Annotated in this window: 14 protein-coding genes; 11 read left to right on the top strand and 3 right to left on the bottom strand. The window is 56.8% G+C overall.

From position 1 onward, the window contains the following. The first annotated feature begins 120 nt into the window (after positions 1–120). From ACR0L4_RS14795 to ACR0L4_RS14745, 11 genes are all read left to right on the top strand, one after another. Positions 121–1,167, top strand: coding sequence for an ABC transporter ATP-binding protein (locus tag ACR0L4_RS14795; RefSeq protein WP_170752408.1), 1,047 nt, complete (start codon positions 121–123; stop codon positions 1,165–1,167). Positions 1,168–1,271: 104 nt separating this feature from the next. Further along, positions 1,272–1,808 carry an ester cyclase gene (locus ACR0L4_RS14790; RefSeq protein WP_480513801.1) on the top strand — a complete coding sequence of 179 codons (537 nt, stop codon included), beginning with the start codon at positions 1,272–1,274 and terminating at the stop codon, positions 1,806–1,808. Further along, positions 1,808–2,755, top strand: a complete 948-nt coding sequence (locus ACR0L4_RS14785; RefSeq protein ID WP_480513799.1) for an ester cyclase — start codon at positions 1,808–1,810, stop codon at positions 2,753–2,755. The genes ACR0L4_RS14790 and ACR0L4_RS14785 overlap by 1 nt, the downstream gene beginning before the upstream one ends. Before the next feature lie 9 nt (positions 2,756–2,764). After that, a complete protein-coding gene (gene hisD, locus ACR0L4_RS14780; protein WP_480513797.1) occupies positions 2,765–4,093 on the top strand; it encodes a histidinol dehydrogenase in 1,329 nt (442 codons plus the stop codon). Between the two features lie 15 nt (positions 4,094–4,108). Next, positions 4,109–5,161 (top strand): ester cyclase, encoded by a 1,053-nt coding sequence (locus ACR0L4_RS14775; RefSeq protein WP_480513795.1) that lies wholly within the window; start codon positions 4,109–4,111, stop codon positions 5,159–5,161. Then, the gene (locus tag ACR0L4_RS14770) at positions 5,161–5,925 is read left to right on the top strand and encodes an SDR family NAD(P)-dependent oxidoreductase (protein WP_480513793.1); all 765 of its coding nucleotides are present in this window, start codon (positions 5,161–5,163) and stop codon (positions 5,923–5,925) included. Before ACR0L4_RS14775 ends, ACR0L4_RS14770 begins: the two co-directional genes overlap by 1 nt. After that, positions 5,922–6,938 carry a LacI family DNA-binding transcriptional regulator gene (locus ACR0L4_RS14765; protein ID WP_480513979.1) on the top strand — a complete coding sequence of 339 codons (1,017 nt, stop codon included), beginning with the start codon at positions 5,922–5,924 and terminating at the stop codon, positions 6,936–6,938. The genes ACR0L4_RS14770 and ACR0L4_RS14765 overlap by 4 nt, the downstream gene beginning before the upstream one ends. Beyond that, positions 6,935–7,906 (top strand): nuclear transport factor 2 family protein, encoded by a 972-nt coding sequence (locus ACR0L4_RS14760; protein ID WP_480513791.1) that lies wholly within the window; start codon positions 6,935–6,937, stop codon positions 7,904–7,906. The genes ACR0L4_RS14765 and ACR0L4_RS14760 overlap by 4 nt, the downstream gene beginning before the upstream one ends. A gap of 176 nt (positions 7,907–8,082) precedes the next feature. Continuing rightward, entirely contained in the window at positions 8,083–9,051 is a 969-nt protein-coding gene (locus tag ACR0L4_RS14755) for a cupin domain-containing protein (protein WP_480513789.1), read from the top strand. Positions 9,052–9,130: 79 nt separating this feature from the next. Then, the gene (locus ACR0L4_RS14750; RefSeq protein ID WP_480513787.1) at positions 9,131–10,261 is read left to right on the top strand and encodes a cobalamin-independent methionine synthase II family protein; all 1,131 of its coding nucleotides are present in this window, start codon (positions 9,131–9,133) and stop codon (positions 10,259–10,261) included. Continuing rightward, positions 10,262–10,969, top strand: coding sequence for an alpha/beta fold hydrolase (locus ACR0L4_RS14745; RefSeq protein WP_480513785.1), 708 nt, complete (start codon positions 10,262–10,264; stop codon positions 10,967–10,969). It begins immediately after the preceding gene. A gap of 344 nt (positions 10,970–11,313) precedes the next feature. Here ACR0L4_RS14745 and ACR0L4_RS14740 read toward each other — a convergent pair whose 3' ends face one another. From ACR0L4_RS14740 to ACR0L4_RS14730, 3 genes are read right to left on the bottom strand one after another with little or no spacing between them, the layout of a single operon-like run. After that, on the bottom strand, positions 11,314–12,663 hold the full coding sequence (locus ACR0L4_RS14740; RefSeq protein ID WP_480513783.1) for an ATP-binding protein: 1,350 nt from the start codon (positions 12,661–12,663) through the stop codon (positions 11,314–11,316). After that, entirely contained in the window at positions 12,663–13,322 is a 660-nt protein-coding gene (locus tag ACR0L4_RS14735; protein ID WP_480513781.1) for a response regulator transcription factor, read from the bottom strand. The genes ACR0L4_RS14740 and ACR0L4_RS14735 overlap by 1 nt, the downstream gene beginning before the upstream one ends. Positions 13,323–13,360: 38 nt before the next feature. Next, positions 13,361–13,933 (bottom strand): PepSY domain-containing protein, encoded by a 573-nt coding sequence (locus tag ACR0L4_RS14730; protein WP_480513779.1) that lies wholly within the window; start codon positions 13,931–13,933, stop codon positions 13,361–13,363. Positions 13,934–14,072 lie beyond the last annotated feature (139 nt).

Below are 14,072 nucleotides of genomic sequence, written 5' to 3'. Positions count from 1 at the left end.
TATCAATGTTTTAACTATCTCACGAGCACAACTCTCTTTATGGTACGTCAAGTTTCTCTTGCAAATTTTCAGATTCGCTGACAGTTTATTTTGGGAACGCATGCAAGCAATGGATCAGCGATGGCCGAGATACAGCTGAAGAACATTTCAAAGCGATGGGGCTCGTTTGTCGGGGTTCACAATTTTGATCTGACAATCGCAGATAAAGAGTTTCTTGTTCTGCTGGGCCCGTCAGGTTGCGGCAAGACGACGACGATGCGCATGATCGCAGGACTGGAAGACATTTCCGACGGCGAGATCATCATTGACGGTCAAGTGGTCAACAATCTGGATCCAAAGGATCGGGATGTAGCGATGGTGTTTCAAAGCTATGCGCTTTATCCGAATTTGAATGTGTATGAGAACATCCGATTTCCGCTGAAAGTTCGCAAATCGGACCCCGCATCCCATGACGAACGCGTCAAGCGCGCCGCCGAGATGGTTGAGCTGACCGAATTCATGCATCGTCGCCCGGCCGAGTTGTCGGGCGGTCAGCGCCAGCGCGTCGCTTTGGCCCGTGCGATTGTCCGTGAACCCAACGTCTTTCTGATGGATGAACCGCTGTCTAATCTCGACGCGAAACTCCGGGTATCGACGCGGCACCAGATCAAGAATCTAAGTCACGAGCTACAAGTCACCACGATCTACGTGACCCACGACCAGATCGAAGCGATGACCCTGGCGGACAGGGTGGTTGTAATGAACAAGGGCATTGTGCAGCAGGTCGGCACGCCGACAGAAATCTACGATACGCCGGCCAACACATTTGTTGCCGGGTTCATTGGCAGCCCCGCGATGAACCTTTTGGAAGGTCATCTGTCCGGCGGCACATTCACGGGCGAAAATGTCAGTATCAGCGGTCTGTCCAGCACCTATGAGGGGGATGTCACGCTTGGATTCCGTGCGGAGGACGCGGTGATCGATTCTGGCGCGTCCTCCGCGGCACCGTTGTACGCGCTCGAATTGTTGGGTGATGCGACGATTGTGACAATGCGCCTGGGCGGCACAATCGCGTCGATCCGTGCGGCAAAGGATTACCGGGCAGAGATTGGCGACAGGATTGCCGTGAACATACCGCCTTCAGTTTGCCACATCTTCGATGCGACCTCCGGTGAAAGGCTGGATTAGATCGGGATGAAATTAGACTACGGGCGCGCATCTGTGCGCCCGATTTCGGACGCGCCGGACTGGCGCGCTGTGTCAACTTATGAAAACGACAAGGAGACGGCGAGATGAAAGGCTCCAGGCCTGAACAAGCCATACTCAGCCGCGATACCGATCAGACCAAGACCGCCGACACCCGTGCGGTGATCGAGTCGATGGTCGATGGGCTGAACGACCACCGCATCGACGACATCGGAGATTTTTTTGCAAGTGGCTTTCGGTGGATGGGCAATTTCGGCTGCGGAACCAAAACCGGGCTGAAAGAGTTTCAGGACAATTGGCAACGCCCCTTTCAGGCTGCTTTCTCGGACAAGGTCTGCGTCGACGAGGCCCGGCTTTACATGGGTGAATGGGCGGCAGCCTTCGGGCGGCAAGAGGCCACCCATTCGGGCGAGTTCATGGGGATCGCGCCCACAGGCCAACGGGTTGAGATTCGCTATATGGATTTCTGGAAGGTTGTTGACGGCAAGATCGTCGACAACTGGGTCATGGTAGATTTTCCGCATGTTTTGTCGCAACTGGGTCATGACGTTTTCGCGGGCAAAGGCTGGGAGGCTTACGACCGCGGTGACGCAATGCCCCCCCAACCGCAAGGAGCAGTGTAGTGGGCGCGGTTCTCGATCTTGTACAGGACATGGAACTGGCTCTGGGACGGTCCGAACCCGATTTGTCGCCTTGGTTCCACGAAGATTTCATCTGGGATGGCAATGCCGGCTGCGGGCGCAAGACCGGGCTGCAGGACTTCGAGGAAAATTGGCGGCGGCCCTTCCATGTGGCTTTTGGCAACTGCCGTTTCGACACGACGATCTGGCTAGAGGATGGTGATTGGGCGGCTTGCATCGGGACCTGCCACGCCACCCATGCGGGCGATTTCATGGGGATTGCGGCAACGGGCCGACCTCTGCGCGTGCCCTATATCGATTTTTGGCAGATCCGCGACGGGCGTATTGCCTATAACAAGGTCAGTGTAGACTTGGCCGCGGTCGCAGCCCAGCTTGGTTGGGACGTATTCGGGGGCAAGGGCTGGGACAGGCTCGACCCGCCCACGCCCCGGTTGTGGCGCGGCAAGCAAGGCGAGGGCGCCACAGCCGAGCCGCTCAAGGTGGTGCAGGCGATGGAGGCCGCATTGCAGCGCTCGGATGTGGATGTGTCCGAGTTCTTCCACGATGATTTCGTCTGGGACGCCAACTACGGTTGTGGCTTGAAACACGGGCTCGGCGAATTCGAGAGCGGCTGGTACGAACCCTTCCGCGACCATTTCGGGAACCGCGACTTCGTCAGCCCGCATTTCATGCAGACCGGTGACTGGGCGGCCTGTTTCGGCGCATGTTTCGCCACGCTGGAACGCGACTTTATGGGGATCAAGGCCACCGGCCAGAAAATCCGTATTCCTTATATTGATTTCTGGCGGATCGAAGGCACCAAGATCGCCGAAAACATCGTCCGTGTCGATTTTGCCAGCATTGTCGAACAACTGGGCGGCGACGTGTTTTGTGGCAGGGGCTGGGGACGCGAGGCTCCGTTTGACCATAGCAATAACCCCGCAGCCTAGGAGGCTGATATGACGATTCAATATCTGAAGTCCGGCAAACCCGCCGAAGCCCGCGCCGAAGACGACGCGAAGGTCCGCAAGATTGTCGAGACGACTTTGGCAGATATCGAAGCAAACGGCGATGCCGCCGTACGCGCACTTAGCGAGAAATTCGACGGCTACAGCCCGTCCGCGTTCCGCCTCAGCCCCTCGGAAATCGAAGCCGCGATGCAAAAAGTCTCGGCCCGCGATATGGAAGATATCAAATTCGCCCAAAGCCAGATTCGTCACTTTGCAGAGGCGCAGCGCGCCTCGATGACGGATATCGAGGTCGAAACCGTGCCCGGTGTGATCCTTGGGCACAAGAACATCCCGGTCCAATCCGTCGGCTGTTACGTTCCTGGCGGTAAGTTTCCCATGGTCGCATCTGCGCATATGTCGGTCCTGACAGCTCAGGTCGCGGGTGTGCCCCGGATCGTCGCCTCGGCCCCGCCGGTAGACGGAGCACCACATCCGGCCATCGTGGCTGCGATGCACATGGGTGGCGCCCACGAAATATATGTTCTGGGTGGCATACAGGCCGTTGGCGCAATGGCCATCGGTACCGAAACAATCGACCCCGTTCACATGATTGTCGGCCCGGGAAACGCGTTTGTTGCAGAAGCCAAACGTCAACTGTTTGGTCGTGTGGGTATCGATCTGTTTGCCGGTCCAACCGAAACGATGGTGATTGCCGATGATACTGTCGACGCCGAGCTTTGTGCCACCGATCTGCTCGGGCAGGCAGAACACGGGTACAATTCACCCGCTTGCCTTGTCACCAATTCCCGAAGCCTTGCAGAAGGCACAATGGCCGAGATCGAACGTCTGCTAGAGGTGCTTCCGACGCGGGAAACCGCCTCTGCCTCTTGGCAGGACTACGGCGACATCATCTTGTGCGAAACACATGATCAGATGCTCGATGTCGCAAATGACATGGCGTATGAGCATGTACAGATCATGACCGACCGGGACGACTGGTATCTGGACAACATGCATTCGTACGGCGCGCTGTTTTTGGGGCCGCGGACAAATGTTGCCAACGGCGACAAGGTCATTGGAACGAACCATACCCTGCCGACAAAAAGGGCCGGGCGCTATACGGGCGGTCTATGGGTCGGGAAATTCCTGAAAACCCACAGCTATCAAAGAGTTACCTCGGACGACGCTGCGGCGCTGATCGGAGAATACGGGTCGCGCCTATGCATGCTTGAGGGGTTTGTCGGGCATGCCGAGCAATGCAACATCCGTGTGCGCCGCTATGGCGGCCGCAACGTTCCCTATGGTCAGGCAGTGATGCCGCATGAAGCCGCCGAGTGAACCCGGACCAAACCTATGACCAGCATTCATGACACCAATCGCGAACGGCTCTCTCCCCTGCGCAAGGTGCTTTATGACTGGAGCGAAACTGCGGTTCAGCAAGAGTTGGACCGCATATGCGCACCGGATGCGGTTTTTCACTGCTGCCACCCCTTTGGCGATCTGTCTGGACCGCAGACTTTCTACCGGAACGTTCTTGCCCCGCTGCGGGACGCATGGCCGGATGTCGAGCGGCGCGATTGGATCGTCATGGCCGGTAAGGATGACCATGGCGCGGATTGGGTCGGATGCGGCGGCCACTATGTCGGCACCTTTGCCGGTCCGTTTCTGGACATTCCCCCGTCCGGGCATCTCGTCCACATGCGGTTTCACGAGTACTACCGCTTCGTGGACGGAAAGATTGTCGAGATGCAGATGATCTGGGATCTTCCCGAAGTGATGATGCAGGTTGGGGCATGGCCCATGGCGCCCTCACTCGGGGCCGAAATCTTTGTCCCCGGCCCGGCATCCGGCGATGGCCTCAGCCGTGCGCCACGCGATGACGTTCAGAGTGATGCCAGCCGCGCGCTGGTGGTAGACATGCTGGAGCACATGAAACGCCACCCCTCGCAAGGCGGCCCCGAGGTCATGGAAATGCCGCGCTTTTGGCATGAGACAATGAACTGGTACGGGCCGGCTGGCATCGGCACAAGCCGAGGTATCCGCGGGTTTCGCAACTGGCACCAGATCCCCTTTTTATCTGCAATGCCTGATCGCGGTGCGTACCTGGACGAGATCACGTATCACTTTTTCGGGGATGGGCCGTATGTGGCCGTCACCGGTTGGCCCGACATGATCCAGACCGTCACCGATGACGGCTGGATGGGTATCGCGCCATCCAACAGGCGTATCACGATGCGCAGTCTGGATTTCTGGAGATTGGAAGACGGGCGTATCCGCGAGAATTGGGTCATGGTCGATCTGCTGGATGCGTACAGGCAATTGGGGGTGGACGTTTTCCGCAGGGTGCGCGAATTCAACAAGGCCCGGGTTCCCGGACGCGTCCCCTACCCTGTCGGAGATACCTGATGACCTTTCCACCGCCACCCAATTTCAGCCTGACGGGCAAACGTGCACTTGTTGCGGGCGCAACGTCCGGGATCGGGTTGGCCTGCGCCTCTGCTCTGGCGGCGCAGGGGGCCAACGTGACACTGGCGGCGCGGTCATCGGAAAGACTGACTGCACTGGCCAAAGAATTCGCGGATCATGATTGGGCCACTCAAACGCTTACCCTGGATGTCGCCAACGTTGCCGCGACCGAAGCGGCAATTTCGAACAGCGGACCTTATGACATCCTCGTCAATTCGGCAGGGCTGGCACGGCATTCCCCAAGCCTTGAAACCACCGAGGACGACTTTGATGCCGTCAATCAACTGAATTTCAGGGGCGCATATTTCTTGACCCGTGCCGTGGCCAGCGGACTGGTTGCAAGCGGCAAGCCGGGAAGTTTGATCAATATCACCAGCCAAATGGGTCAGGTCGGCGGGATTGACCGGGCCGTTTATTGCGGCACCAAGCATGCGGTCGAAGGGTTCACCAAGGCAATGGCGATTGAATGGGGCCCGCATGCGATCCGCGTCAACACGATAGCACCAACATTCATCCGCACACCTTTGACCGAACAAACCTTCTCCAATCCCGAGCGCCGCGCGTGGATCGAAGAAAAGATTAAGCTGGGCCGCATTGGCGAGCTAGGCGATATCACAGGGGCCGTGGTCTATCTGGCATCGGACGCGTCCAGCCTTGTCACGGGGACATCCCTTTTGGTCGACGGCGGATGGACGGCGGACTGATGGCGGACAAGGTAACATCATTGGACGTGGCACGGGTGGCGGGGGTAAGCCAATCCGCCGTCAGCCGTGTCTTTACACCCGGTGCCTCGGCCTCGGCAGCAACCCGCAACAAGGTTATGAAAGCCGCCGAAGATCTCGGGTATCGGCCAAACACGCTGGCCCGGGCCATGATCACCGGCAAAAGCCGCGTCATCGGCGTTGTAGTCGCCTACCTGGAAAACCAGTTTTACCCGATGGCGTTGGAGTATCTGGACTACGCCCTGAAAGATCGCGGCTACCACATCCTGCTGTTCATGGCGCAGAACGACGACAATGTCGGACAGATCGTCGAAGAATTGATGTCCTATCAGGTGGACGGGATCGTGACAGCCTCGGTCGACATGTCCAACGATATTGCCAAGCGCTGCGATGATGCAGGTATCCCTGTTGTAATGTTCAACCGCGGCCACAAGACCGGCAACCTTGCGCAGGTGACCTCTGACAATGTGACAGGTGGGCGTACGGTTGCGAATTTCCTTGCGGCAGGCGGCCATCGGAAAATCGCGCATATTTCCGGCTGGCAAGGGTCCTCTACCGGAGTGGACAGAATGCGTGGTTTTGTCGACGGGCTCAAGGAACACGGAATCGAACCCATCGCTATCGAAGATGGAAGATACAGCCAGGATGATGCGTCCACCATCACGCGGAAGCTGTGCTGCAGCAAAGACCGCCCAGATGCGATATTCGTGGGAAACGACCACATGGCCTTTGCGGTGATGGATACGTTGCGCTTTGAACTGGGTCTGTCAGTGCCCGGGGATGTCAGTGTCGTAGGCTACGACGATGTCCCAATCTCAGCCTGGCCTGCCTATGACCTGACCACCATCCGCCAGCCGATAAAGAAGATGGTCAACGCCACGGTGGACATTTTGCTGGCCAGAATCGAACGGGGTTCCGCATCGGAACGTATCCAGATACCCGGCCCGCTGAAGATCAGGGGATCGGCCAAAAAACCAAAAGGTTTCACTCAATGACATACGCGAAAAAGTGGAAGGACTTTCCGGACTACATCTTGGGTATCACCAAGGAAATCTGGGAAGATCGGGGGGCCGAGACTCTTAACCGTTACTACGCGCCGGACATCCCGGTTCGAACACCGATGGGTATTTCCATCGGCAATCAGACGGTCATCGCCGCCACCTTGGCCACTTGCAATGAGTTTCCCGATCGCCAGCTTCTGGGTGAAGACGTCATCTGGTCCAATTCTGATGAACACGGATACCTGTCCTCCCATCGCATCATTTCCACGGCGACCCATTCGCAGGACGGTTTGTTCGGTCCGGCAACCGGCAAGCGCTGGACCGCCCGGGTGATTGCCGATTGCGCGGCCAAGGGCGAGACGATCTATGACGAATGGCTGGTGCGCGATTACGGCGGTATCGTACGTCAACTGGGGATGGACCCCGAGCAGTTTGCGCGTCAGCTCATCGCAGCCGAAGGCGGTGCAGAGAATGCTAGCAAACCGTTTCTGCCCGAAGCCGATGTAGACGGTGGGTATCACGGAACTGGCAACGACAATGAATGGGGCGCGGCTTATGCCGATGCACTCACCCGGATCATGAACACGGATTTCAATCACATCCTCGCACAATTTGACCGGGCTGTGATCGGCGAATACGCAGGTTCTCGGCAGGCGCTTGGACGCGAAGCAGTGTGCCAGTTCTGGGTCGGGCTTCGATCATCGTTTCCGAACGCGGTCTTCAAGATCCACCACCAGATCGGCATGGACGGCGACATGATGTCTCCTCGCGCGTCGATCCGGTGGTCGTTGGATGGCGTTCATGATGGCTGGGGCGTTTTTGGACGCCCCAGTGGCGCCCGCGTTCATGTCATGGGAATGTCGCAGGCCGAATTCGGCCCTTGGGGATTGCGCCGCGAATTCACGCTATACGACGAGATTGCGATCTGGAAACAGATTCACCTGCACACGGGGAATGTGTGAATGAAGCCTGGGCCTGCCTGTCAACTGCTGAAGGGTGAGCTGTGCGACTCGCGTGAGGCGCGCAGGTTTCATACCCACCGGGCAAGTCTGCGCGCGCAACGCCTTAACCCGCGACCACCCGGATCTTGAGAAAGGAACCCGTTCACGTCTCACAGATTCACCAAGGATGCAAAGAAATGACCCCGCAAGAGATGGACAGCCGGATCGTCCGGTATGGCGAGCTGAAACCCTGCCGCACGGCATTTATCGACGCCCACACACCCGGCAGCGATCAGAAAGAAAACTTCACCATTATCGGAGGGGGTGTTTCTGAAAGCGCGGATCAACACGTACACATCACGATACCCCACGGTTTCAACATTGGTGCCGCAGGTCAGCCGCCCAAATGCCGCAACAGCCTGCATGATCACCACACTGCCGAGGCGTTTTTTGTACTTTCCGGCCGCTGGCGTTTCTTTTGGGGTCGCTGGGGTGATGCCGGAGAAGTTGTTCTGGAACCCGGAGACATATTCAACATTCCAACTGGCGTGTTCCGGGGGTTCGAAAATATCGGGAACGACTACGGTATGATCATGGCCATTCTGGGCGGTGACGATGCCGGAGGCGGCGTCATGTGGGCACCGCAGGTCATCGAAGACGCCGCAGATCACGGGTTGGTGCTGGCTGAAACCGGCAAGCTCTACGATACCAAGAGAGGCGAAACCTTGCCCGAAGGCATCAACCCCATGCCGTTGATGACCGACGAAGAACTGGCCAAACGCGCCGAACCAACAACGGCCGACGTGCTGCCCAATCACGTCGCGCGCTATTGGGACATGGTTGCGTTGTCAGATAGAACCCCCTGCCAAGTCATCGGCAAAACCGGCCTGTTGCGCGACAAACCGGGGTTTGAGGTCAGCTTCATCTCACGCAATTCGGCCGCCAAAGCCACGACCCACCACGACCAGCCATCGGTTCTGATGCCCGCCAAGGGCCATTGGCGGATCGCGTGGGACGGCGGCGAGACGACACTCGCCCCCGGTGACACAATGTCGGTGCCGGAAAATCTGGCGTATAAAATGAGCCCCTCGATGACCGGTGAAGCCGCCCTATACCAAATCGTCGGAACAAATGACCCCGCCGGTCCAAGCTGGTCGGCAGACTGACACCCAAACGGGCAGCCGGTTTCGGTACGGGCTGTCCGGCGTGTCACCCGAGGCAAATGCCCACAAGGAAGGAGAGCCAATGACCCAAGTTCTTACGACACATGTAGGCAGCCTGCCACGCTCGCAAGAGGTGGTGGATTTCATCTTTGCCCGCGAACGAAACGAGCCCTACGACGCCCGAGGGTTTGACACGTGCATGACCTCTGCCGTTTCCGAAACCGTAAAGCGCCAGATAGACGCCGGGATCGATATTGTTTCGGACGGCGAGACATCAAAGATCAGCTACGCGACATATGTAAAGGACCGCTACACCGGATTTTCAGGGGACAGCCCCCGCAACGCCCCAGCCGACCTGAAGATGTTCCCCAGTTTTCTGCAACGCCTTGCGGAAGGCGGTGGAACACCCCAATACGCCCGCCCCATGTGTACCGGCGAAGTCCGTTCAAAAGGTCAGCAGGAACTGGAGAAGGACATTGCAAACCTCAAGACCGCGATGGCCGAACACGGCGTCTCGCGTGGCTTCATGAACGCCGCAAGCCCGGGTGTCATTTCTCTGTTTCTGCAAAACGATTTCTACAAGACTCGAGAGGCTTACCTAGCTGCCCTCGCCGACGCGATGAAATCGGAATACGAAACCATCATTGCCGCAGGTCTGGACCTGCAACTGGATTGTCCCGATCTTGCCCTGTCCAGACACATGCTGTTCACCGATTTGTCGGACGAAGAGTTCGTGAAAATCGCGCAGATGCATGTCGAGGCACTCAACCATGCTCTGTCAGATGTACCGCAGGACCGCGTCAGGGTTCATATCTGCTGGGGCAACTACGAGGGTCCGCATCTGTGCGACATTCCGATGTCCAAAATGTTCGACACTCTGATGTCCACCAAGTCGCGCTATGTGCTGTTTGAAACCTCCAACCCAAGGCACGGTCACGAATGGACGGTGTTTCGAGACCGCAAGTCTGACATTCCAGACGACAAGGTTCTGGTTCCCGGTGTGGTGGATACCACGACCAATTTCGTTGAACATCCCGAATTGGTGGCGCAGAGAATTCAAAGGTTTACCGAGATAGTTGGCCCCGATCGCGTAGTCGCAGGCAGTGATTGCGGATTTGGAACATTCGCGGGTTTTGGCGCTGTCGACCCAGCCATTGCCTACGCGAAGTTGGCAGCACTGTCACAAGGCGCGGAAATCGCCGGGAGACCCTGAATGGTCCCACTTATCCTTCTGCCGGGCATGATGTGCGACGCGCGATTGTTCGCTCCGCAGATCGCTGCGTTCTCGGAAGACCGGTCCGTATCCGTCCCAACGTTGTCGGGCAGCACGTCCATGTCGGGGTTGGCTTCCCGAGTTCTGGATGGCGCACCAGACATATTCGCACTGGGAGGTCTGTCGATGGGAGGTATCGTTGCCATGGAGATCATCCGCCAGGCGCCTGATCGGGTTGCCGGCCTCGCGCTGATGGACACGAACCCGCTGGCTGAACTCAAAGAGGTTCGGATGCGCCGTGGCCCGCAAATTGAACGCGCCCGCGCAGGCAAGCTGAGCAGCGTTATCCGGGATGAAATGAAGCCCAATTACCTCAGTGACGGTGACAATCGGAACGAAATTCTGGACCTGTGTATGGAAATGGCTTTGGATCTGGGCCCGGAAGTTTTTTGCGAACAGTCCATCGCGCTGAGAGACAGACCGGATCAAACCGAAACACTGCAGAGTTTCCAAAAACCGTCCATCGTCCTCTGCGGGCACGAAGATAAATTGTGCCCTGTGTCGCGTCACACGCTGATGCACGACCTTCTGCCGCGATCGACCCTGTTGATCATCGAAAACGCCGGACACTTGCCTACCCTTGAAAAACCAGTTGAAACCACCAATGCATTGCGCAGCTGGTTGAAAAAAGTTGATAGCGAGAATTGAACTACGGGCTCTTTGAACAACATTTGGCGGCCAAAACATCCCGCACAAAGAAAACGCCGCAACCGCGCAACATGTTCCGTTCTATCGAGGATTTTTATGAGCAGCTTAGGTGTTGCCGACAATCTGATTGCCCTGCCAGTTGGCCGAACTTCTAAAACGGCTGGAGTCCGAGCGTGATTAATCCGTTGTAGAACATGTCGATCGGTTCAATTCCAGTCAGGGTAGATGGAGTTGAATCGAAGGACCTAAACCCCGAAGGGATCGCAAAGCGGGCAGGTGCAACCATCTGATAAGATATTTATTGCACATAAAATCAAGCCAAACTTGAGCCAGCTGATCGATACTCAAGATTGCCTTGGGTGGCTCTGTCCGGATATCGAAATCCGACACGCCAATCCGCCGAAACGTTCTGATGTCTTCAGCTCCAGTTTTCCACCGTATGCATTCAGCAAATCCATGGAAATGGCCAAACCCAATCCAGTGCCGCTGACAGAAGTATCCAAACGTCCTCCGGAGCGGAGTACCGCTGACCGAGCGTCTTCTGGAACGCCCGGACCGTCGTCCTCAATCCAGAGCTCTATTCCGCCGTCAAAGCGCTTTGCGGTGATATGTATCGCAGATCGACACCACTTGAGAGCGTTGTCGAGAAGATTACCCAGGACTTCTTCTATGTCCTGAGTGTCCATTCTGACCCAAAGACCGGTTTCGCAATCCAGTGAAAGAGATTTGCCCTCGGGCTCTGCCATAACCGAAAACAGTCTGGACAACCTTTCGACCGAGTTCGATAGATCGGTTCTTGAATGCGTCAATTCTCCAGTGTTTGCGGCGCGCATGCGTGCCAGTGAACGACCAAGCTGTGCGTCAATTCGATCTAGGGCCTCTTCAGCCTGAACGGTATTGGTGCCAGACTCTGACAAATTCGTCAGTTCATTTCGCAGGATTGCCGCTGGCGTTTTTAGAGCGTGCGCCAGATCGGCAGCTTGTCGACGAGAACCGGACACAATCTCGCGATTTCGATGCAGCAACCGATTGAGATCCTCCACAAGAGGCGAAACCTCTTCAGGATAGTCCTCTGGTCTCAGATCATCTCCCTTGTCCCAGCGATGCGCTACATCCGCACGCAATTTCCTGAGTGGGCCAACAATGGCGGACATCAACAACAAGGAGCCAGCAACGCCAATCAGACCAACCAATCCAAAGACAGGAAGCAGGTTGTTTTGCGCAGCACGGCGCTCGTTGATCAGTTCAAGCCTGCTCTCTGCAACAATCACGCCCCATTCTGTTCCATCTTCAAAGGAAATTTTCTGATAAGCACCGCGAACGGCCTCGCCTTCCGGTCCTGTGGTGTTCCAAACAATTGCTTCTTGGCTTGCGCGCGGAGGTTCCTCGATTGTTTCATCAAAGAGCGAAGCGGACGTAATGGTAGCACTGCTATTGTCCGTCACTTGCCAATACCTGCCTGAATACGGCGTGCTATAGGCGGGGTCGAACATCAGTTCGCGCAGGGCTTCGGGATCATCCGTTGTGGCACTCAACCCGACCACAAGCTGAGTGTGCCGGTCACGTAGCGTCTCATCGAATTGTTGCAGAACTCGGGTGTTGATGTAGGAGAAAACCACCAACGTTCCCACGCCAACCGAAAGCGCAGCAGACGCCAGCCCACCTAGCAAGGCGCGTTGGCGCAACGACAACATCAGGCGATATCAATCATATAGCCACGCCCTCGGACGGTTGTGATCAGATCAGGGCCTAATTTCTTGCGCAACCGGGTAATGAAAACGGCAATGGTGTTCGAGTCTCTGTCGCCGTCGTACTCGTAGATGTGCTCTGACAACTCGGTTCGGGAAACCATTCGCCCAACATTGTGCGCAAGGTAGGTCAGAACGGCGATCTCTTGCGCGGTCAGGTCCACAGGAACTCCGCCCAAGCTGACCCGACCGTTCCGCGTATCCAACGAGACGTCGCCCATTTCGATGACCGAATTGAGCTGACCGCTCTGCCTGCGCAGGATCGCCCGAACGCGCGCAGCCAATTCCGGCATGTGAAACGGCTTGGTCATATAGTCATCTGCGCCTGCGTCCAGCCCATCAACACGTTCGCTCCACCCGTCTCGGGCCGTAAGGATCAGTACCGGTGTCTTTACACCCGAACTGCGCCATTCGCGCAGGACCGAGATACCGTCACGCTCTGGCAACCCTATGTCGAGAATTATCATGTCGTAGGGTTCGGTGGCCCCCATATGAAGGGCATCAGTGCCATTGTTGGCCACATCCACGACGCGGCCTTCCGCGCCAAGAAGTCTTTTGATCTGCTCGGACAGTCGGGGTTCATCTTCGGCAAGAAGTATTCTCATATTCGGAAACTACAGACTCAACAGCATTGGTTTAAGCCTTATTTTTTACCTTTGCCGTTCCCGCCGGAATTGCCGTTTCCATTTCCACCGCCGTTTCCGTTGCCGCCGCTGTTGCCGTTGCCGCCACCGTTTCCGTTACCGCCACCGTTACCATTTCCGCCGCCGTTTCCGTTACCATTTCCGCCACTGTTGCCGTTGCCGCTATTGCCACGGCTGGCGTCGGCACTGCGACCGTTGTTACTCTTTCCATTCTTGTTGGTTTTTGCAGGGATAGAACGGGCAGCCTTCGATATCTGGCGACCTACGCTGGATCGATTGGATACTACCGCACCAGTCTGCGCATCCACGATCACGCTAAGAATTTTTCCATCCGGCTTTTTGACCAGAATGCGATAGTAGATCTTGTCTGCCTGAAATGCTCGCGCCTCAACAGGGGCTCCACCGTAGGCGCTTTCAACACCTCTAATGACGCGTTTCAGCCGTATCGTGTCTCCTGACAGCGTCGCCTTACGCAACTCGGCCTGTTTGAGCTCGCGCGCATCGGCAGCCGCTTCGCCAGAAGGCAAAGCGGCAAACAAGCCTGCCACCAAAACGAGTACTTTCAAACGCATTGGATTCCTCGCACGTCGTTGTTCCACACTACTGCGTTCGACGTGAACCGATGATGAACGAGCAGTTAGCCCTGCGTTCAGGTGCACTCGAGTTAAATGACTATAACAAAGCGATTCGTGTGCGACACAAAGCATACAA

It is taken from the genome of Ruegeria sp. AB5 (assembly GCF_056542645.1).
This window is presented reverse-complemented; position numbering and strand designations above follow the sequence as displayed.

Bases quoted from the DNA above. Each gene is read 5' to 3' on its own strand.
- ACR0L4_RS14795 (WP_170752408.1), top strand. From the start codon at position 121: ATGGCCGAGATACAGCTGAAGAACATTTCAAAGCGATGGGGCTCGTTT.
- ACR0L4_RS14790 (WP_480513801.1), top strand. From the start codon at position 1,272: ATGAAAGGCTCCAGGCCTGAACAAGCCATACTCAGCCGCGATACCGAT.
- hisD (WP_480513797.1), top strand. From the start codon at position 2,765: ATGACGATTCAATATCTGAAGTCCGGCAAACCCGCCGAAGCCCGCGCC.
- ACR0L4_RS14775 (WP_480513795.1), top strand. From the start codon at position 4,109: ATGACCAGCATTCATGACACCAATCGCGAACGGCTCTCTCCCCTGCGC.
- ACR0L4_RS14770 (WP_480513793.1), top strand. From the start codon at position 5,161: ATGACCTTTCCACCGCCACCCAATTTCAGCCTGACGGGCAAACGTGCA.
- ACR0L4_RS14760 (WP_480513791.1), top strand. From the start codon at position 6,935: ATGACATACGCGAAAAAGTGGAAGGACTTTCCGGACTACATCTTGGGT.
- ACR0L4_RS14755 (WP_480513789.1), top strand. From the start codon at position 8,083: ATGACCCCGCAAGAGATGGACAGCCGGATCGTCCGGTATGGCGAGCTG.
- ACR0L4_RS14750 (WP_480513787.1), top strand. From the start codon at position 9,131: ATGACCCAAGTTCTTACGACACATGTAGGCAGCCTGCCACGCTCGCAA.
- ACR0L4_RS14745 (WP_480513785.1), top strand. From the start codon at position 10,262: ATGGTCCCACTTATCCTTCTGCCGGGCATGATGTGCGACGCGCGATTG.
- ACR0L4_RS14740 (WP_480513783.1), bottom strand. From the start codon at position 12,663: ATGTTGTCGTTGCGCCAACGCGCCTTGCTAGGTGGGCTGGCGTCTGCT.
- ACR0L4_RS14735 (WP_480513781.1), bottom strand. From the start codon at position 13,322: ATGAGAATACTTCTTGCCGAAGATGAACCCCGACTGTCCGAGCAGATC.
- ACR0L4_RS14730 (WP_480513779.1), bottom strand. From the start codon at position 13,933: ATGCGTTTGAAAGTACTCGTTTTGGTGGCAGGCTTGTTTGCCGCTTTG.